Source organism: Paenibacillus sp. FSL W8-0919 (assembly GCF_038003785.1).
GTDB lineage: Bacteria > Bacillota > Bacilli > Paenibacillales > Paenibacillaceae > Paenibacillus_AQ > Paenibacillus_AQ lactis.
The window spans coordinates 1,926,233-1,946,624 of the sequence record NZ_JBBOPV010000001.1; the positions used below are offsets into that span (position 1 = coordinate 1,926,233).

Genomic DNA, 20,392 nt, shown 5'->3' on the forward strand with positions numbered 1-20,392 from the left:
AGGTGGGATGGTATGAAAGGGATTGACCGCAGAACGATCGACAAGACGAAGCGGGTCCTGTGGGGGTTTACGGGAGAAGGCATTGTCTACAAATTAGCCGTATACTTCTTGCTGTCTCTGATCGGCTTCGTCTATTTGTACCCGTTGTTTTATATGATCACCTACAGCTTCATGAATACGGAAGACCTGATCAACCCGTTGATCACCTATATTCCGTCGGGATTCTATATGGACAATTTCGCCAAGGCAGCCGAGGTCATGGACTTTCTTAATACCTTATGGCAGAACGTCCTTGCTTCCTTCGTTCCTGCCATCGTCCAGACCGTTTCGGCGGCCGTTATCGGATACGGCTTTGCCCGCTTCCGGATTCCGGGGAAATCCGTCTTGTTTGCGCTCGTACTGGCAACGTTCATCATACCGCCGCAAATTACGATGATTCCGCAGTTCCTGATGTTTAAAGATCTCGGATTAATCGGAAGCATATTTTCTTATATCATTCCGGCGGCGTTCGGACAGGGAATTAAAAGCGGTCTGTTCATCCTGATTTTCTATCAGTTTTTCCGGTCGATTCCGAAGTCGCTCGAGGAGGCTGCACAAATCGACGGAGCCGGCGCTTACAAAATATTTGCCGTTATTTGCGTGCCGATGGCCGTGCCGGCCTTCATCATTTCCTTCTTGTTCTCGATGGTTTGGTATTGGAACGAAACGCTGCTCGCGGCGCTGTACTTGGGCGATAAGCTGACGACGCTGCCGCTGGAGCTGCAAAACTTCGCCGTAACGTACCAGAAGGTATTCCCGGCTGATCCGAATGCGCAGACCGGACGCAGCTTAAACGAAGCGATCAATATGGCCGGAACGTTTTTGAATATCATCCCGCTGCTGATCGTTTACTTCTTTACGCAGCGCTGGTTCGTAGAGAGCATTGAACGATCAGGCATCACAGGCGAATAGGAGCACTCTTAATAAGGATGCTCGACTTCGATTTAGAGGAAGTACTCGAGGTATAGAATGTTCTCATCATGCAGTCCGGTCATGAACTTAAACATTCTATATCCTTGGAAGGGAGTGCACTTGCTTTGCGTCACAGAAGATGGATCGCATGGCTGGCCGGTGCAGTGGTGCTGCTGGCGGCGATGGGATGCTCGCAGGAGCAGCCGGACGAATTGGACCTTGAGGCCAAGGCATCGTTCGACTATCTATGGGAGCAGACGAACCGCGAGGAAGGCTCCGAAGGCTACGGCTTGACGAGGGACCGGTACCCGGGCAATCCGAAGATCGCCAGCACGGCAGCCACCGGATTCGCGCTCACGGCGATTCCGATCGGCGTGGAGAACGGCTGGATCAGCCGCGAGGAAGGCTATGACAGAGCGGACCGCACGCTCGATACGCTTCTGCGGATGGAGCATGAGCACGGATTTTTTTACCACTTCGTGAACATCGATACCGGCAAGCGGGAGTGGAACAGCGAAATTTCGAGCATCGACACCGGCTTGCTAATGAACGGCGTATTAACGGCGGGGCAATACTTCGGCGGCGATGTCCAGAAGAAGAGCGAGCAGCTGTATGAGCGCGTCGAGTGGCCCTGGTTCGTAGACAAAGGCAAAAATCAGTTCTATATGGCATATTCCCCGGAGAAAGGGTTTCAAGGCCATTGGGACTTTTATGCCGAGCAGCTGTCCCTTTACGTGCTGGCCGCCGGTTCGCCGACGCATCCGATTGACGTCTACGATGGCTTTACACGCCACAAAGCATCGTATAAGCATTCCGAGCCGTTCATCCATTCCTGGTTCGGTTCCCTGTTCACCCATCAGTTCTCGCATGCCTGGGTCGACTTTCGTGGCTTGGTAGACCGTGACGGGGTTGATTGGTTCAACAACTCGGTCGTCGCCTCCCAGGCGAGCCGGCAGTTCGCCATCGATCTAAGCGAGAAGTTTAAAGGCGTGGGCGAACAGTCGTGGGGCTTTACCGCATCCGATTCGCCCGCCGGTTATAACGGATTGCTCGGTTCGCCGCCTTCCGGCTATGACAATGCGGCCCATCAAGCGGACGGCACCGTTCCGCCGGCCGGGGCGCTGGGCTCGGTTGTGTTTACACCGGAAGAATCCATAGAGGCATTGAAGTATTTCCTAACGGTTCCGGATCTAAGCGGCGAATATGGGCTGAAGGATGCGTTCAATCTGAATGCCGACTGGGTCGGTCCCGATTATATCGGCATCGATAAAGGGATCACGCTGCTGATGGCCGCCAATTACCGGGACGAGACGGTATGGAACATGTTCATGAAGGTTCCTTACGTGAAGAAAGGGCTTGAAGCCCTGCAATTCAAAAATAAATAGGCTATTTCAGGCGGCGAATGGAGAGAGATTACGATGAAACAAACGACGAATGTTTATGATCAGCTTTCGGAGAAGGTGAAGGCGTTTGTCGATCGCCAGCATAAGGACTCCTACCGGTTGATCGATGCTTGCCGCAATCCGCACACAGGCCTTTACGGCGACGCATATTACAGTTTCGCGAGAAATCCGGAGGCCCGCTGCTCGGTCTCTGCGACCGGGGTCGGCTTGATCAGCCTGGTTGTTGCCGATTACGAGGGCTGGGACAATCAGGCGGCGGAGAAGGTCAAGCTTACGCTTAATGCCGCTCTCGGCAAGATGGAAGGCTGCAAGCCGGCTAGAGACGCCGCGACGGGCTTCTTCGCGCACTTCATCGACATGGAGACAGGCGCGAATCTGGGCTCCGAAATTTCGACGATCGATACATCGTTGCTGGTAGCGGGAGCCTTGTTCGCGGGGAAGCATTTTAAGGATAAAATGCCCGAAATCGACGAGATGGCTCATGAATTGTTAGAGCAAATCGACTGGCGTGTTGTTATCGCGGATAAGCATAGAGGCATCATCAACATGATCGTGAAGGACGGCCAAGGAATCGCCCCGCTCCCGGCTTACAACGAATATGTGCTGGTTGCCCACTTGGCTAAAATCGCCCAGCCGGAAGACCCGGACATCCAAGAGTTGTGGGATAGCACATTTGCGGAACACAAGATTAATGAATTCCCTATGAAATATTACCGGGACATTCCGGTTATTACCGATACGAACACAAAGGATCCGAGCGATTTGAAGTTCTTGTCTTCGTTTGTGCACCAGTTCCCTTATTTCTTGGTTCCGGATTATGCGAAGAGCGAGACCTACAATCAGTACTATGAGAATGCATGCACGGCTGACCGACTGAAGTGGAAAGAGCTTACCGATGTGCCTTCCTACGTATGGGGGTATGGAGCCGGCGCCAATGACGGTCTGTACAACACTTATCATGCGGATAAAATCGAGGATTCACCTGGCAACGTCGCTTCCGCCTACATTGTTGCCGGCTTCCTGCCGGTTTACCCTGCGGGCATCCACGACCTTTATGCGTTATATCGGCTGCACATTCCGTACGACACCTATTCCAATCCGAGGGATCGGGATGATGAAGTGAAATATAGAGCGGCTTACAAATACGGATTGCATCGTTACTCCTGGTGGCATCTGGAAGGAAGGGACCGCTGGTACCCCGAGAAAGTGACAGTGATCGACTGGAGCTCCATGCTGTACGGCATGACGGCCTTTAAACGGGGGATGTCTTTCTTCACGGACCGGTTGAGATAACACCATCTATAAGAGAAGAGGTTGTTCATAAAGTCATTTTTTGATCACGAAGGGAGTCTAGAAGCGACTCGGCATCGAATCTCGTGAAAATCCGACTTTTTGAACACGCACTATAAGTAATTGTTGTCACCGTTTGTCGAAACGTTTCGCCGTTATCATCCGCTAGACCAATTCGAATGAAAAAGGCAGGGTTTGAAACGATGATTGAAATCAAAAACAAGCAAATCCTCATCGACGGCAAGCCGCAAATCATCATGTGCGGGGAAATTCACTATTACCGGCTTAAGCCGGAGGATTGGCAGGACCGCATCGACAAGCTGAAGGAAGCGGGCTGCAATGCGGTTGCCAGCTATGTACCGTGGCTCTGTCATGAGCCGGCGGAAGGGGAGTTCGATTTTGACGGTCATACGCACCCGGAGCTGAACCTCATCCGCTTTATCGATCTGTGCAAGGAGAACGAGCTGTACTTTTTCGTTAGACCGGGCCCGTTCATTATGGCGGAAATGAAAAACGAAGGTTTGCCGTACTGGGTGTATGCCAAGTATCCGGAAATCATTCCGGTCGGCTGGGACGGAAACCCGGCGACGACGAAGACGGTCGACTACCTCGCGCCCGGATTTCTTGAGGCCAGCAAAAACTGGTATCGGGCGGTCATGGCGGTCGTGGCGCCCCGTCTCTACACGAACGGAGGCAATATTATCGCGGTGCAGCTGGACAATGAGATCGGCATGCTCGCTTGGGTCAGCAATTGTCCGGACCTTACGGACAGCGTGCTGAGCGATTTCGCCGCTTGGCTCAAGCAGCGGTATTCCGCGGAGCAGCTCTCGGCCCGTTATCCATTCTCCTTGGATGACGCCGAAGCGCGCAAGACCGGCATTCGCTCTCCGAACGAAGATTACGCGCCGGAGCTGACGCACGACTTAGGCTACTATATGAGGAACCGAGCGGCCCGCTATGTTGCCATTCTTCGCTCATATGCCGAGGAGTTCGGCGTCAAGGACGTTCCGTTCGTCGTTAACATTCACGGGACGGACGGGGGACGCGGGTTCACGTTCCCGATCGGCATCAGCCAGCTGTATGAAGCATATACGCAGGCGCCGGGATATCTATCGGGCTCCGACATCTATTTCGGGGATTTGGACATGGTGACGTTCCAGGATCTTTATATCATCAACGGATTTATGGACGCGGTGCATACGCCGGACCAGCCGCTCACCTCCGTCGAATTCAACTGCGGCGACAGCAACTTCGGCGAGACGTACGGAGGACGCAACGATCCTTCGGCCGCCGATTTTAAAGCCCGGATGTGCATCGCGCAAGGGAACCGGCTTCTCAATTATTATTTGCTGACCGGCGGCTATAACTATCGGATGGATATGCCGCCTAGCGACGGGAACGACCGGATCGCCTTTACCGGCGAACGCCACGGCTTTGCCGCTCCGATTAGTCCGGAAGGCGAGTACAATTATACGTTTCCGCGAATGGCGCGCACGAACAAGACGATATTGGCTGTCGGAGATAAGCTCGCGCGAATGAACGAGGAACGCGACGACGTCAGCTTTGCGTTCATTCCGGATTATTACATGACGGAATACCGTTATCCGGGCAGCGAGCGCGTGAAGGAAATCATGCAAAATATCGAGGGGAACCGCGCGCACGGCGCTTGGGAGATCATGGGCCGGGCCATGCTGCTTGCCGGCTATCGGTTCGGCGCCACCGATATTCAAAATAAGCCGCTTGATCCTTCGGTCACCCCGGTTCTCGCGCTGCCGTCTGCCCGCTATATGCACGGCGGTATCCAGCGGAAGCTGGCCGACTACCTGCATGCGGGAGGAAAGCTGCTCGTTTACGGTGAGCTGCCGAGCTTCGATATGGAAGGCAAGCCGTGCACGATTTTGACGGAAGCGTTAGGGGTGAAGCCGCTTGGCTTGCTCCGCGATTCGGGCCATTTCTACCTGTCGATCGTGTCCGAAGGGTGGGCGGCTCCGCGGCCGGAAATGCGCGCATATGTCGCCCAGACGTTCGACGTCGGCGGCCAAACGCCGATTATGCGCGTGTACGGCAGCGGTGAAGTGACCGCGTTCGATGCGAAGGTCGGGGCGGGACGCGCGATCGTATTCGGCAATTCGTATCGGTGTGATATCGATTTGTTCCGGACAGCCTTGGAGCTTCTCGGCGCGAAAGCGGGACTGACGCATGATTGCAAATATCACGGCATCTTTATGACTTCTACGGCAACGAACGAAGGGGAACGGTTCGTCCATGTGCTGAATTTGGACGGCTTCGATAAAGAGATCGGCATTCAGGAGAACGGCCAACCGCTGTTCGGCGGACGTAAGCTGCTGCTGCAAAGCAAAGACGGAGTTATGCTGCCGCTTAACGTGACCTTCGGCGATGTGAAGATTGTATATTCGACCGCGGAAATTGCCAAGGCGGAGAACGACCGCCTCGAATTCCGGCTGACCCAGCCTGAAGATATCATCGTGCTCGAGACGGACCGCGAAGTGATTCCGAACGAAAGCTTCACGGTCCGTAAGGACGACGGCAGAACATGGATCGTGTCGCGCCAGCACGCCAAAGTAAACGACCGCTTAACACTACATTTCGTGTCATAGGAGGGAACTACAACTTGATGCACACCGATTCAACGATCCAAACGAAAGTGGAAGAGCTTCTATCCCAGATGACCCTTGCCGAAAAAATCGGGCAAATGTACCAGACCGACCCGGGAACCGTGCTGCGTTCCTACAATTCAAAAATCGAAGTCTCGACGCCGGTGACCGGTCCCGTATCCGAGCGTACACTCAGCAAGGAACTCATTTCGAATTTGGGCTCGATCCTGAGCGCGACCGATGCCGAAACGGCGTACGAAGTGCAGAAGGTATTCCTTGAACATAATCGGCTGAAAATCCCGCTGCTCTTCATGTTCGATATTATTCACGGCTTCCGCACGGTGTTTCCGGTACCGCTCGGCCTTGCTTCCAGCTGGGAGCCGAAGCTTGCGGAGGATACCTCCAGGGTTGCCGCAGCGGAAGGCGCCGCCTCGGGCATTAACGTGACCTTCGCGCCGATGGCCGACCTCGTTCGCGATCCGAGATGGGGAAGGGTAATGGAAAGCCCCGGAGAAGACCCGTATTTGAACGGTCTAATGGCCGCAGCGATGGTAAGAGGCTTTCAAGGGGACGATCTGAAGGCGCTCGATACGGTTGCGGCATGCGTGAAGCATTTTGCGGCATACGGCGCGGCGGAGGGCGGACGGGATTACAACACCGTCGATATGTCGGAAGCTGCGCTCCGCAATTACTATTTGCCTGCTTACAAGGCGGGGCTCGACGCAGGCGCCGAATTGATCATGACGTCCTTTAACGTCTACGACGGGGTGCCTGCTACAACCAACTCCTTCCTGTTGAGAAACGTGCTCAGAGAGGAGTGGGGCTTTGAGGGCGTGGTCATTTCCGACTACACCTCGCTTTGGGAAACGATCTTCCATATGAGCTCCAAAGACGGCGAAGACGCAGCGAAGCAGGGGCTGGAAGCGGGTCTTGACATCGAGATGATATCGACGGAATACATCAGCCACCTTGAGCAATTGGTTGAAAGGGGCGAGGTAGACGTTGCGCTGATCGATGAGGCGGTCAGACGCATCCTCACGTTGAAATTCAAGCTCGGTCTGTTCGACGATCCCTATCGTTACATCAACATCGAGCGCGAAAAAGAAGCGCACCTGAAGCCTGAGTATCGTCAGCTGGCGAGAGAGGCTGCCCAGAAATCGATGGTGCTGTTAAAGAACGACGGCATTCTGCCGCTGAAGAAGGACGTCAAATCGGTTGCGGTTATCGGACCGTTCGCCGACAGCGGCCGGATTTTGGGCGGTTGGAGCGGGCTCGGAAAACCGGAAGAGGCGGTCACCGTAAAACAAGGTCTTATCAATAAATTAGGAAATGACGTGAAAATCACGGCTGCAGCCGGGTGCGATTACAGCTCGAATGACGTTTCCGGCTTCCAAGCCGCATTGGAAGCGGCCGCCTCGTCAGAGGTCGTCATTCTCGCTATGGGCGAAGAGGATCATATGAGCGGCGAGGGGGGCAGCCGAGCGTACTTAACGTTGCCGGGCGTTCAGCCGAAGCTGGTCGAGGAGGTGCTGAAGCTCGGCAAGCCTACCGTTCTTGTTCTCTTCAATGGACGTCCGCTGGAGCTCAAGTGGTACCACGAGCACGTTCCCGCGATTCTGGAAGCGTGGTTCCCGGGAACGGAGGGAGGAAACGCGGTCGCCGACCTGCTGTTCGGGGACGCGAATCCTTCGGCGAAGCTGACGATGAGCTTTCCGTATACCGTCGGACAAGTGCCGGTGTACTACAACTGCTTGAACACCGGCAGACCGAAAGGGCATGAGGATAACGACTTCCGTTTCCTCTCCAAATATCTCGACATTCCGAATGCGCCGTTCTATCCGTTCGGTTACGGACTGAGCTACACCGAATATACGTATTCGGACGCCGCGCTGATCGGCGATACGTTAACGCCGGGCGGCAGCGTGAAGGCGATGGTGACGGTGCAGAATACCGGGGACTACGCCGGCGAAGAAATCGTACAAATGTACGTTCGCGATCTATGGGGCAGCACGTCCAGACCGCTGCTTGAGCTGAAGGGCTTTCATAAAATCCATCTTGCCCCGGGAGAGAAAGCGATGGTGGAGTTTGTAATCGAGCCGGAAATGCTCTCGTATTTCACCGCCAAGAAGCAGTATGAGGTGGAAGAAGGAGATTTCAAGGTGTTCATCGGCAAGAACGCTAGAGATTTGATCGAGTGCGGCACATTTACCTATACCTTATAAACTGAGAATTGGCGGGGCTGTCCCAAAAGTCATCCATATGGCTTTGGGAGAGCCTCTGTTTTTTATTTGCCATACAAAAGGCAGCCTCATCTTAGTGGAATGGAAGGTGGAGTAACTATTCGATTAAACATTATAACGTTATATTCACGTATGCGATGATCTGTGCTATGCTATACCTATAAATGGTTTATCGCAAGGCTATTGGCGGATGGATGCGCCTCAAGAAAAAAGCTGAAATTCTGCCATGCGAAGGGGTGATGAGAATGAAGCAGCGTTTTGTGCTGCGGAATGTAAGAACGGTGCACGAGGAAGAACCCTTCGATATCGTGATTGAGAACGGGTTCATCACCGAGCTTGCCGCGGCCAACACGGCGGCGGGCGAGGACGGATTTGACGGTACGGGGCTGTATGTGTCCAGCGGATGGATTGATATGCATGTTCATGCGGTTGCCAAGCTGGAGCCCTACGGGGATGCCATCGACGAGATCGGCGTCAAGCAGGGCGTAGCCACGATCGTGGACGCAGGAAGCTGCGGAGCGGACGATATCGGCGATTTGGCCGCTGAGGTTGCCCGCTCGAAGACGAATGTGTTTGCGTTTCTGAACATCTCCCGCATCGGCCTGCAGCGGATCGATGAGCTGTCCAGGCTGGAGTGGATCGATCAGGGGAAAGCGGTCAAGGCGGCCCGTGCATATCCCGATTTTATCGTGGGCCTGAAGGCGCGGATCAGCCAAAGCGTTGTAAAGGACAACGGGGTAGAACCTTTGCGGCGTGCCCGGGAATTGTCGGGGCGCACATCGCTGCCGATTATGGTGCATATCGGTTCCGGACCACCGCCGGTGAATGAGGTGCTGGACCTGCTTCAGGAAGGGGACATTGTCACGCATTATCTGAACGGCAAAAAGAATAATCTGTTCGATCCGGACGGCAAGCCGATTCCGTCCCTGGTCAAGGCCATCGAGCGAGGCGTTCATATGGATGTCGGCCATGGCACAGCGAGCTTCTCGTTCCAGGTAGCGGAATACGCGAAAGACCATGGGATCGAGCCGGGAACGATCAGCTCCGATATTTACCGGGGAAACCGGATCAATGGCCCCGTATACAGCTTGGCAAGCGTGATGACCAAATTTTTATATCTCGGCTACAGTCTGCAGGAAGTCATCTCTGCCGTCACGGTCAAGGCGGCGGCTTGGCTGAAACGGCCGGAGCTCGGCCGAATTCATGTGGGCGATGCGGCCCACCTCACATTGTTTGCGGTTCGGCAGGGGCCGCAGAGCTTGACCGATTCCGAGGGAGAGACGCGCATTGCCGACCGTTATATCGAACCTAAAGGAGTGGTAGTCAATGGATCATTCACTGCATGCTAAATACGGACTCAAGCGAGTTGTCAATGCCAGCGGCCGCATGAGCATACTCGGAGTGTCGGCACCAACGGATACCGTCATGGAAGCCATGCGGATCGGCGGTCAGAGCTACGTCGAAATAGCGGACCTGGTAGACAAGGCAGGCGATTATATCGCCCGCATTCTCGGCTCCGAAGCCGCCGTCGTCGTGAACTCGGCATCAAGCGGCATCGCCTTGTCGGTAGCGGGCATCGTGACGGAGGGCCAGCGGAGACGGAGCGACAGACTCCATCAAGAGCCGATCGCGAAGAATGAGATCATCATGTTCAAAGGACATAACGTCCAGTACGGGGCACCGGTCGAAACGATGGTTTATCTGGGCGGCGGCAAGGTGGTCGAGGTCGGGTATGCCAATGAAGGACGCAAAGAGCATATCGAGGAAGCGATTAATGAGCGCACCGCGGCGATTTTGTATGTGAAGTCGCACCACTGCGTTCAGAAAAACATGATTTCCGTCGAGGAAGCGGCCGAAGTCGCCAGAGCCCATGGTATCCCGCTTATCGTCGATGCGGCGGCAGAGGAGGATATCCAGAAGTATGTGAAATACGGGGATCTGGCCATCTACAGCGGCTCCAAAGCAATCGAAGGCCCGACCTCCGGCATCGTCGGCGGCAAACGCCAATACGTCGAGTGGGTCAAGGCGCAGCTTCATGGTATCGGACGAAGCATGAAGGTAGGCAAGGAGACAACGTTCGGCTTGCTTCAGGCACTTGATGAGTATATGGTGAAGGAAGATAAGAGCGCGCAGGAGAAGGCTACGCTGGAGGAGCTTAAGACGCTGTCCAGCCTGCCGGGCATCGACGTGGCCATCGTGCAGGATGAGGCCGGCCGAGCGATCTTCCGTGGACGGGTCAAAGTGGATGAGCAGGCAGCGGGCATCAGCGCCAAGGCGATGAATGATCAGCTACGGGAAGGCGAGATCGCCGTATACACCCGGGACTACGGTGTACGTCAGGGATATTTCGATATTGATCCACGCTCGCTCGCCGGCGATGATCTGCAGGTCATCATAACAAGAATTCAGCAGATTGCAGGGGGAAAATAACATGTCGAACATGGAGAAACGATTATATAAAAACCGCACGGCATTGAATGTGCTGGCAGGCAGCATCCAGAATGCCAAAGACGTCTTTGAAGCAGCGGAAGGGCATGTCCTGGTCGGCGTGCTTTCGAAAAATTACCCGAGCGCGCAGGAAGCGGTCATTGCCATGAAGGAGTACGGCGCGGCGATTGAGGATGCCGTGTCGATCGGGCTAGGCGCAGGCGACAACCGCCAGGCGGCCGTCGTGGCGGAAATCGTGAAGAGCTACCCTGGAACTCACATCAATCAGGTGTTCCCGGCAGTCGGCGCGACGCGCGCCAATCTGAACGGTCAGGACGGCTGGATCAACAGCCTTGTTTCCCCGTCCGGCCAAGCAGGCTACGTTAATATTTCGACGGGGCCGGCGAGTGCGGCGGGTACGGACAAAGCGATCGTTCCCGTGAAGGCGGCGATTGCCCTGGTACGCGACATGGGCGGCAATGCGCTTAAATACTTCCCGATGCAAGGCTTGAAGCTGGAAGAGGAATACCGGGCAGTGGCCAAGGCGTGTGCGGAAGAGGATTTCGCCCTCGAGCCGACGGGCGGGATCGACAAAGACAATTTCGAAGCGATCGTCCGGATCGCGCTGGAAGCCGGTGTGAGCCAGGTGATCCCGCATGTATACTCCTCGATCATCGATTCGGCGAGCGGCGATACGATCGTCAGCGATGTGCAGGAGCTTCATCAGACGTTAAAAGCGTTGGTTGATCAATATGCCTAAGGTGATTGCGGCATTCGGCGAGGTCATGATGCGGCTGCAGGTGCCGGGCTATGCCTCCTTGGCGCAAGAGAGCAGCCTGAACTATTCCTTCTCGGGGACCGGCGTTAATATCGCTTCGGCCCTTGGAAGGCTTGGGCATGCCGGGTATTTGGTCAGCACGCTGCCGGATAACCCGCTCGGCGATGCGGCGATTGCGTACCTACGCAAGCTGGGAATCGATACCTCCTTCATTAGCCGCGGCGGCAAGTACGTCGGCATGTATTTTTTGGAGAATGGCTTTGGCGTTCGGCCCGGACGGGTCACTTATACGGACCGGCTGGGAAGCAGCTTTAATACGGCGGACCCTGCGATGTATGATTTTTCGGCGATTGCCCGCAGCATCGATGTGATCCACTTCTGCGGAATCACGCTATCCATGAACGAGAATGTCCGGGGCCAGATGAAGACCCTGGCGCGGGAAGTGAAGGCTAACGGCGGCACGGTGGTGTTCGATTGCAACTACCGGCCATCCCTGTGGGGCGCGGATGGCTATGCTTTTGCCAAGCCGCATTATGAGGAGATGCTGTCCCTTGCGGATATCGTCTTCATGAATGAGAAGGATGCGCTTTATATTCTCGGGATGGAAACGAAGCGGGAAGACCGGGCGGAGCAGCTCGGGGAGCTGATCCCGAAGGTAGCGGGGACGTACGGCATTTCCGCCCTTGCCGGCACCCACCGCCATATTAATGGAGACAATACCCATTCCCTGAAGGGATATTTATATAAGGATGGAATTTTTCATTTTTCGAGAACGTTGACCTTCTCAGTCTATGACCGGATCGGAGCGGGGGATGCTTATGCCAGCGGCGTGATCCATGGCCTGCTGCAGGGATACGATCCTGTACAGACCGTTGAATTCGCGGCAGCGGCAGCCATGCTGGCCCACACGGTACCTGGAGATACGCCGACAGCAGGAGAGCTTGACATTCTGCGAGCAATGGGTGATCATAGGTCGGATGTGGAAAGGTAAGGTGAACGAACGTATGTCGATCACGCGTAAGAACGGTCCGCTGTATCTTCAGATCAAGAAGATCATTAAGGACCGGATCCTGCATGGGGTGTATCCTTTGGGAACCCATATTCCTTCTGAGCCGCAGCTGGAGCAGGAATTCAACGTCAGCAAGATGACCGTGCGCAATGCGATTCAGGAGCTGCACCAGGAGGGCTATGTCGAGAAACGCAGCGGGGTAGGGACGATTGTAACCCGCAATACCTCGTTCTCGAAGCTTTCCAAGGGCAAGCTGTTTACCGAGATTTTGGTCGAGGAAGGGCATCAGATTCAGAAGCGCCATTTGAAGACCGAATGGGTGTTTCACGAGCCGGATAGCGAGATGTATGAAAAATTCGGCGAAAAATGCCTTCGCATCGAGCGGTTGTACCTGCTGGACGGGCAGCCCTACATTCACTATACGCATTATGTTTCGCCGCTTGTCGATATGGGAGGGGATTTCGGGCCTGGCGAGCTCCCTTCCCTTTATGACCGGATTGAAGAAAGCCAGATTACGCTGGAGAATTTCCGCGACCGTTTTCTGGCGGCCGTAGCGGATGAAGAGATGGCGGGTCTGCTTGGCGTCAGTCCGGGTACGCCGCTCCTCAAGCGGCTCAGATCCTCTTACGACGGTGCGGGGACGATTATTGAATACAGCATCGGTTATTACAATACAGAGCTTCAGCATTATTTAATCAGCTACGACGCGTAAAGACAGGGCGCAGCGGGAAGGCTCGAAAGGAATAAAGTCAGGGAAGAGCAGCCTTATGGCCGGGGAACCGGGATCAGGCTGCTTTTTTCTATAGCCTCGAGTGCGGGCGCGCGTTGTGGGGATTAAGGGCAGGCTTGGAAGGCGCTCGAAGAGGCAAAATTCCTGCGGGGCTGTGGCTATAAGGGTGAGAAAAAATGGGCAGACTACGAATAACAGACCGGCGCGAAAATTTTGTGGCCCCCCCTTGGCAAATTTTAAAGTTATGCTATAATGAGATTAAAGTCAAAGAAAGTCAAAGTCAACGGGCAGGGTTCGCTGATTTTGATTATGGTTAAAATTTAAAGGTATGACTCTGTGCGGACGTGTAAGATCACAATCCGTCTTATCGTTTCAAACAGTGGAGGATGAACAGACCATGCGTAATATCTCTGATATTATCGAACAATACCTCAAGAGCATTTTGCAGGAAAGCCCGGAGGGAACCGTTGAAATTCAACGGAACGATCTGGCGGAGCAGTTCTCCTGCGTTCCTTCCCAGATCAACTATGTCATCAGCACCAGATTTACGCTGGAGAAGGGCTTTCTCGTCGAGAGCAAGCGCGGAGGCGGCGGTTATATCCGCATCCAGCGGATCGAGCTTCCCCAGCATTCCGCACTCCACCAGCATCTGCATCATACGATCGGCAGCCGGATCGACCAGACGGTCGCGGAAGGGCTGATCTACCAGCTGGAGGAGTCAAGGTTCTTGAACAAACGAGAGGCCAGCTTGATGCGGGCCGCCATTTCGAGGGATTGCCTCAATGTGAAGCTTCCTTACCGGGATGAGCTCCGTGCGAGAATCATGAAGGCCATGCTTATTGCTTTGTTAGGTAAGTGAGTCTGTGTAAGGAGGGCATGGAGTATGATATGCCAGGAATGTGGTAAACGACCAGCGACATTGCATTTTACGAAAATCGTGAATGGCGAGAAGACCGAATTTCATTTTTGTGAATCTTGTGCCCGTGAAAAAGGGGAATTGATCCCCGGGACGTCGAATGGTTTTTCTATACACAGTTTGCTGTCAGGGCTCCTGGATCTGGATCCTTCCGGCAAGGGCCAGAATGCGGGAGCCAAGCCGGCGCAGACACTGCGCTGCGAGGAATGCGGCATGACGTATTCCCAATTCAGCAAGCTTGGCCGTTTCGGCTGCAGCTCGTGTTATAAATATTTCTCGGATCGCCTGGATCCGCTGTTCAAGCGAGTGCATGGCAATACGTCCCATGTCGGCAAGGTGCCGAAGCGGACCGGCGGTGTCATTCAGCTCAAGCGCAAGATTGAGGAGCTGAAGAAGGAGCTTCAGTTCCGGATCGTGCAGGAGGAGTTTGAAACGGCCGCCGAGATTCGGGACCGGATCCGCGAGCTTGAGCGAAATATCGCCCAAGGATGAGGAACTTATGATGATGCACTTTTAGCTAGGAGGAATGCGTGATGTCTAATCACCGGTTTACCGATACGGCGCTGAGCGAATGGATGCGCGGGAATGGTCAGGATTCCGACATTGTCATCAGCACCCGTGTCAGGGTGGCGCGCAATCTGCAGCAGCTTCCTTTCCCGCTGCTGGCGACGAATCAGCAGTCGAGCGAAGTGCTAGAGCGCCTGATCAGCGTCATCAAGGATAGGGAGCGGCTGAACGATTTCGGGGAGCTGCATGTTATCAAATTGAGCGATATTGACGATTTGGATAAACGGGTGCTTGTCGAGAAGCATCTGATCAGTCCCAATCTGGCCAATGAATCCCGAAACGGCGCTGTCATTTTGACAGAGGACGAATCCGTCAGCATCATGATCAATGAAGAGGATCATCTACGCATACAGTGTTTATATCCGGGCTTTCAGGTTAGAGAAGCTTGGGAGCGGGCGACGGCGCTGGACGATATTTTCGAAGCGCATGTCGATTATGCCTTTGATGACAAGCGGGGATACCTGACCAGCTGTCCGACGAACGTCGGAACCGGCCTCCGTGCCTCGGTTATGATGCATCTGCCGGCGCTGGTGATGACCCAGCAGATCAACCGGATTCTCTCGGCCGTGTCTCAGGTGGGCTTGACCGTTCGGGGCATTTACGGCGAGGGCAGCGAAGCTGTGGGCAATCTGTTCCAGATCTCCAACCAGATTACGCTTGGCCAGACCGAAGCCGAGATTATTGAAAATCTTCACAGTGTCGCCCTGCAGATCATTGAGCATGAGAAGAACGCCAGACAGCGTCTTCTTAATGAATCCAAGCTGCGGATCACGGACCGGGTGATGCGCTCCTATGGCATACTGTCCTACGCGGCGGTTATGGATTCCAAGGAAGCGGCGCAGCGGCTGTCCGATGTCCGTCTCGGTGTGGATCTGGGATTGCTCGAAGGTCCGGCCAGCTCGGTGATGAATGAGCTTAATGTGAAGACGCAGCCGGGCTTCCTGCAAAAGACGTTCGGGGAGAGCATGAATCCTTCGGAACGCGATATGTACAGAGCCAAGCTCATCAGGGAAACGCTGGCTGCGAAGCCGTAGATGAACTTTTGATTAAGAGACAGGAATCTAGAGCTTTCAGGAAGAATATTTCTTGACCCGGGATAAAAATGCCAGGGTTCGGTTAATGGAATATAACCGTTGTTTCTTTTAATAGGCGAATCGGGCAGCATCGCGACCCTTCGGGGCGGCGATACACCGAAATTCGTGAGGGTAAATATACATGAAACGTGGAGGTGCAATATTATGATGTTTGGCAGATTTACGGAACGTGCTCAGAAGGTGCTTGCATTGGCTCAAGAAGAAGCCGTGCGTCTGGGACATAACAATATCGGAACAGAGCATATTTTACTCGGACTCATCCGCGAAGGAGACGGCATTGCGGCTAAAGCGCTGATCGGCCTCGGGCTTGGTCTTGAGAAAATCCAAGACGAAGTAGAGACCTTGATCGGACGCGGCCAAGAGCAGCCAACCAATATTGCCTACACGCCGCGGGCGAAGAAGGTTATTGAGCTTTCCATGGATGAAGCCCGCAAGCTGGGGCACACCTACGTTGGAACAGAACATATTTTGCTTGGATTGATTCGCGAGGGCGAAGGCGTGGCAGCACGCGTGCTGAACAATCTGGGCATCAGCCTGAACAAGGCGCGCCAGCAGGTGCTGCAGCTGCTCGGCAGCAGCGAGGCGGTATCGAGCCACCACGGCACGCCGCAAAACGTAAGCACGCCTACGCTGGACAGCTTGGCCCGCGATTTGACCGCGATTGCCAAGGAAGGCAACCTGGATCCGGTCATCGGCCGAAGCAAAGAGATTGAGCGCGTCATTCAGGTGCTGAGCCGCCGCACGAAGAACAACCCGGTTTTGATTGGGGAACCAGGGGTCGGTAAGACGGCCATCGCCGAGGGCTTGGCTCAGCGCATTATCAATAATGAAATTCCGGAAACGCTCCGCGATAAGCGGGTCATGACCCTCGACATGGGCTCGGTCGTGGCCGGCACGAAATACCGCGGCGAGTTTGAAGACCGGCTGAAGAAGATTATGGATGAGATCCGCCAAGCGGGCAACATCATCCTGTTCATCGACGAGCTGCATACGCTGATCGGTGCAGGCGGTGCGGAAGGCGCGATCGACGCTTCCAACATTCTGAAGCCGTCTCTGGCGCGCGGCGAGCTGCAGTGCATCGGGGCGACGACGCTGGATGAATACCGCAAATATATTGAGAAGGATGCTGCCCTTGAACGGCGCTTCCAGCCAATCACGGTGGATCAGCCTTCTCCGGAGGAAGCGATTCAGATCCTCTACGGGCTGCGTGACAGATATGAAGCGCATCACCGCGTGAAGATTACGGATGAGGCGATCGAGCAAGCCGTGAAGCTGTCCGATCGTTACATTACGGACCGGTTCCTGCCGGATAAGGCCATCGACCTGATCGACGAGGCGGGCTCCAAGGTACGCTTGAATACGTACACGATTCCGCCGAATCTGAAAGACCAGGAAGCGCATCTGGAAGACATCCGCAAGGAGAAGGATGCCGCTGTGCAAAGCCAGGAATTCGAGAAGGCCGCTGCACTTCGCGATACCGAGCAGAAGCTGCGCGAAGAGCTCGAAATTACGAAGAATCAGTGGAAGGAAAAGCAGGGCCGCACCGATTCCGAGGTTACGCCTGAGGATATCGCCGATGTCGTGGCGAACTGGACCGGAATTCCGGTGAATAAGCTGAAGGAAGAAGAGACGGAGCGCCTGCTCAATCTCGAAGAGATTCTGCACAGCCGCGTCATCGGTCAGGAAGAAGCCGTTAAGGCTGTCAGCCGTGCGGTACGCCGTGCACGCGCAGGTCTGAAAGATCCGAAGCGTCCGATGGGCTCCTTCATCTTCCTTGGACCTACAGGCGTTGGTAAAACCGAGCTTGCACGCGCGCTTGCCGAAGCGATGTTCGGCGATGAGAATGCGGTCGTTCGGATCGACATGTCCGAGTACATGGAGAAGCATTCCACGGCACGTCTGGTCGGAGCGCCTCCGGGATACGTGGGCTACGAGGAAGGCGGCCAACTGACCGAGAAGGTTCGCCGCAAGCCATACTCCGTCGTCCTGCTGGATGAGATCGAGAAGGCGCATCCTGAAGTGTTCAACATTCTGCTCCAGGTGCTGGAGGACGGACGCTTGACCGATTCCAAGGGCCGCGTCGTCGACTTCCGCAACACGCTGATCATCCTCACGTCGAACGTCGGCGCCGAGGCGATCAAGCGCAATTCGACGCTCGGCTTCACCGCCGTGACCGATGCGGGCCGCGATTATAACAATATGAAGACGAAAGTGATGGATGAGCTGAAGAAGAGCTTCCGTCCGGAGTTCCTGAACCGGATCGATGAGATCATCGTGTTCCACTCGCTCGAAGAGAAGCATATCGCCGAGATCGTGACCTTGATGTCCGACGAGCTGCGCAAGCGGCTGCGCGAATTCGACGTGGAATTCGAGCTTACCGATCAGGCGAAGGCGTTCATCGCGAAAGAAGGCTACGACCCTGCCTTCGGTGCCCGTCCATTGCGCCGGGCCATCCAGAAGCATATCGAGGACCGTCTTTCCGAGGAACTGCTGAAGGGCAATGTCAAGAAAGGCGATGCCCTCATCATCGACGAGGAGAACGGCGAGCTGTCCGTCCGCAAGAAGGATAGCGTTGCTGCCGCATCGTCCGAGACCGAATAAGCGTAGATTCCCCCCCTGCTGGATTATTTCCAGCGGGGGTTTTTGATTTTAGGGTACCAACCTAGCGGAGAGGATGGAATCGTTCCGAAGAAGCGACAGCGCTCGCCTTTAAAAACCGGGAAGCCACCACGATAATCCATTCCAGTTCCCCTTGTTTAACAGCGATCGTAAGAATGATCAGGCAGCGAAGCGGACACACCGCTTGTTCGTAAATGATCATTAAACAAATGCCGATTCTCCTTCGGCTCTTTAAATTTTAGACAAATCCATCCCATCCTGTGTAAAGTTGTGCAATTTGCCTTTACGGTCAATTAGAAGAAATGGTAAACTTTGATTAATGCCTGATTTTGCAGGGTTTTACGGATTCCGACAAAGGAAAAGGCAACATAAAGGAGACTTCCATGGCCAAAACTAAGACGAAATTTTTCTGTACCGAATGCGGCTATGAAGCGCCGAAATGGTTCGGGAAATGTCCGGGCTGTCAATCATGGAATTCCATGGTAGAGGAGACCGAGACGGTAATCAAGACGCAGGGGATGAATTCCCCTCTTTTTCATAGTAAAGAAAAGCCCCTTTCCATCATAAATATAGAGAGCGGAAAGGAACCGAGAATCCAGACGGGGATTGCGGAATTGAACCGTGTGCTCGGCGGCGGGCTCGTTCCCGGATCGCTCGTGCTGGTTGGAGGAGACCCCGGCATCGGGAAATCGACGCTGCTGCTGCAAGCCTCGAACCGTTTGGCGCAAAGCGGCATCCGCGTCCTGTATATATCGGGTGAGGAATCGGTTCGGCAAACGAAGCTTCGGGCCGACCGGCTCGGCGCGCTGTCGCCGGAGCTGTTCGTCCTCTGCGAAACGAACCTGGAATCGATCGAGGAAGCGGTGGAGAGCGTTCAGCCGGGTTTTGTCGTGATCGACTCCATTCAAACGGTATACCTGCCGGAGGTCACGAGTGCGCCGGGAAGCGTATCCCAGGTTCGGGAATGCACCTCCCGATTCATGCGTCTGGCGAAGGTGAAGGGCATTGCCACGGTGCTGGTCGGCCACGTGACCAAGGAAGGGGCCATTGCAGGGCCGCGGATGCTGGAGCATATGGTGGATTGCGTGCTTTACTTTGAAGGAGAGCGGCATCATACGTACCGCCTGCTGCGTGCGGTCAAGAACCGCTTCGGTTCGACAAATGAGATCGGCATATTTGAAATGGGAGAGGACGGTCTGCGTGAAGTGGGTAACCCGTCCGAGCTGTTCCTCTCCGAGCGTCCGCTAGGCGTAGCCGGGTCGACCGTCGTTGCCAGCATGGAGGGAACGCGTCCTGTGCTCGTGGAGCTTCAGGCGCTTATATCCACGACGCATTTTCCGTCACCGAGACGGATGGGCACAGGCGTCGACCATCATCGCATGAACCTGATTATCGCCGTGCTGGAGAAACGGATGGGCATGTTCCTGCAGACGCAGGACGCCTATTTGAATGTGGCCGGCGGCGTCAAGCTGGATGAGCCTGCCGTCGATTTGGCGATCGCTGTCAGCATCGCATCCAGCTTTCGCGATATTCCGACCAAGCCGTATGATGTTATCTTCGGCGAGGTCGGGCTGACCGGCGAGGTTCGCGCCGTTTCCCGGGCGGAGCAAAGGGTGAAGGAAGCCGAGAAGCTCGGCTTCAAACGCGTGATTTTACCAGAGAAGAGCTTGAAGGGGTGGAAGCACCCCAAAGGAATTGAAATTATCGGAGTTAATACCGTTGCAGATGCATTAGCGGTTGCGTTAGATTAGGG

General features: G+C 54.8%; 15 protein-coding genes. All 15 read left to right on the plus strand.

The annotated features are described in order from the left end of the window. The first annotated feature begins 12 nt into the window (after positions 1-12). The 15 genes from NST44_RS08215 (at position 13) to radA (ending at position 20,390) form a co-directional block, all read left to right on the plus strand. Entirely contained in the window at positions 13-951 is a 939-nt protein-coding gene (locus NST44_RS08215) for a carbohydrate ABC transporter permease (protein WP_077568319.1), read from the plus strand. Between the two features lie 125 nt (positions 952-1,076). Then, positions 1,077-2,336, plus strand: coding sequence for a glucoamylase family protein (locus tag NST44_RS08220; RefSeq protein ID WP_213616945.1), 1,260 nt, complete (start codon positions 1,077-1,079; stop codon positions 2,334-2,336). Positions 2,337-2,369: 33 nt separating this feature from the next. After that, the gene (locus tag NST44_RS08225; RefSeq protein ID WP_340898796.1) at positions 2,370-3,647 is read left to right on the plus strand and encodes a hypothetical protein; all 1,278 of its coding nucleotides are present in this window, start codon (positions 2,370-2,372) and stop codon (positions 3,645-3,647) included. 200 nt (positions 3,648-3,847) lie between these two features. Further along, positions 3,848-6,262 carry a beta-galactosidase gene (locus tag NST44_RS08230; RefSeq protein WP_213616949.1) on the plus strand — a complete coding sequence of 805 codons (2,415 nt, stop codon included), beginning with the start codon at positions 3,848-3,850 and terminating at the stop codon, positions 6,260-6,262. 17 nt (positions 6,263-6,279) lie between these two features. Further along, the gene (gene bglX / locus NST44_RS08235; protein WP_244869290.1) at positions 6,280-8,481 is read left to right on the plus strand and encodes a beta-glucosidase BglX; all 2,202 of its coding nucleotides are present in this window, start codon (positions 6,280-6,282) and stop codon (positions 8,479-8,481) included. A 263-nt stretch (positions 8,482-8,744) separates the two neighbouring features. Beyond that, on the plus strand, positions 8,745-9,848 hold the full coding sequence (locus NST44_RS08240) for an amidohydrolase/deacetylase family metallohydrolase (protein ID WP_213616953.1): 1,104 nt from the start codon (positions 8,745-8,747) through the stop codon (positions 9,846-9,848). Then, positions 9,826-10,929 carry a DgaE family pyridoxal phosphate-dependent ammonia lyase gene (locus NST44_RS08245; protein WP_340898803.1) on the plus strand — a complete coding sequence of 368 codons (1,104 nt, stop codon included), beginning with the start codon at positions 9,826-9,828 and terminating at the stop codon, positions 10,927-10,929. Before NST44_RS08240 ends, NST44_RS08245 begins: the two co-directional genes overlap by 23 nt. Position 10,930: 1 nt before the next feature. Further along, positions 10,931-11,686 (plus strand): 2-dehydro-3-deoxy-phosphogluconate aldolase, encoded by a 756-nt coding sequence (gene dagF / locus NST44_RS08250; protein ID WP_340898805.1) that lies wholly within the window; start codon positions 10,931-10,933, stop codon positions 11,684-11,686. Continuing rightward, on the plus strand, positions 11,679-12,695 hold the full coding sequence (locus tag NST44_RS08255; protein ID WP_340898807.1) for a sugar kinase: 1,017 nt from the start codon (positions 11,679-11,681) through the stop codon (positions 12,693-12,695). The genes dagF and NST44_RS08255 overlap by 8 nt, the downstream gene beginning before the upstream one ends. Before the next feature lie 13 nt (positions 12,696-12,708). Beyond that, positions 12,709-13,425: a GntR family transcriptional regulator gene (locus tag NST44_RS08260; protein ID WP_040740231.1), complete on the plus strand. Its 717-nt coding sequence runs from the start codon at positions 12,709-12,711 to the stop codon at positions 13,423-13,425. Between the two features lie 415 nt (positions 13,426-13,840). Further along, positions 13,841-14,302: a CtsR family transcriptional regulator gene (locus NST44_RS08265; RefSeq protein WP_007132599.1), complete on the plus strand. Its 462-nt coding sequence runs from the start codon at positions 13,841-13,843 to the stop codon at positions 14,300-14,302. Between the two features lie 24 nt (positions 14,303-14,326). Continuing rightward, a complete protein-coding gene (locus NST44_RS08270) occupies positions 14,327-14,851 on the plus strand; it encodes a UvrB/UvrC motif-containing protein (protein WP_007132598.1) in 525 nt (174 codons plus the stop codon). 41 nt (positions 14,852-14,892) lie between these two features. Beyond that, positions 14,893-15,960, plus strand: a complete 1,068-nt coding sequence (locus tag NST44_RS08275; protein WP_144873031.1) for a protein arginine kinase — start codon at positions 14,893-14,895, stop codon at positions 15,958-15,960. Positions 15,961-16,164: 204 nt separating this feature from the next. Further along, entirely contained in the window at positions 16,165-18,621 is a 2,457-nt protein-coding gene (gene clpC, locus NST44_RS08280; RefSeq protein ID WP_007132596.1) for an ATP-dependent protease ATP-binding subunit ClpC, read from the plus strand. Positions 18,622-19,022: 401 nt separating this feature from the next. Next, positions 19,023-20,390 (plus strand): DNA repair protein RadA, encoded by a 1,368-nt coding sequence (radA, locus tag NST44_RS08285; protein WP_007132595.1) that lies wholly within the window; start codon positions 19,023-19,025, stop codon positions 20,388-20,390. Positions 20,391-20,392 lie beyond the last annotated feature (2 nt).

Bases quoted from the DNA above. Each gene is read 5' to 3' on its own strand.
- NST44_RS08215 (WP_077568319.1), top strand. From the start codon at position 13: ATGAAAGGGATTGACCGCAGAACGATCGACAAGACGAAGCGGGTCCTG.
- NST44_RS08225 (WP_340898796.1), top strand. From the start codon at position 2,370: ATGAAACAAACGACGAATGTTTATGATCAGCTTTCGGAGAAGGTGAAG.
- NST44_RS08230 (WP_213616949.1), top strand. From the start codon at position 3,848: ATGATTGAAATCAAAAACAAGCAAATCCTCATCGACGGCAAGCCGCAA.
- bglX (WP_244869290.1), top strand. From the start codon at position 6,280: ATGCACACCGATTCAACGATCCAAACGAAAGTGGAAGAGCTTCTATCC.
- NST44_RS08240 (WP_213616953.1), top strand. From the start codon at position 8,745: ATGAAGCAGCGTTTTGTGCTGCGGAATGTAAGAACGGTGCACGAGGAA.
- NST44_RS08245 (WP_340898803.1), top strand. From the start codon at position 9,826: ATGGATCATTCACTGCATGCTAAATACGGACTCAAGCGAGTTGTCAAT.
- dagF (WP_340898805.1), top strand. From the start codon at position 10,931: ATGTCGAACATGGAGAAACGATTATATAAAAACCGCACGGCATTGAAT.
- NST44_RS08255 (WP_340898807.1), top strand. From the start codon at position 11,679: ATGCCTAAGGTGATTGCGGCATTCGGCGAGGTCATGATGCGGCTGCAG.
- NST44_RS08260 (WP_040740231.1), top strand. From the start codon at position 12,709: ATGTCGATCACGCGTAAGAACGGTCCGCTGTATCTTCAGATCAAGAAG.
- NST44_RS08265 (WP_007132599.1), top strand. From the start codon at position 13,841: ATGCGTAATATCTCTGATATTATCGAACAATACCTCAAGAGCATTTTG.
- NST44_RS08270 (WP_007132598.1), top strand. From the start codon at position 14,327: ATGATATGCCAGGAATGTGGTAAACGACCAGCGACATTGCATTTTACG.
- NST44_RS08275 (WP_144873031.1), top strand. From the start codon at position 14,893: ATGTCTAATCACCGGTTTACCGATACGGCGCTGAGCGAATGGATGCGC.
- clpC (WP_007132596.1), top strand. From the start codon at position 16,165: ATGATGTTTGGCAGATTTACGGAACGTGCTCAGAAGGTGCTTGCATTG.
- radA (WP_007132595.1), top strand. From the start codon at position 19,023: ATGGCCAAAACTAAGACGAAATTTTTCTGTACCGAATGCGGCTATGAA.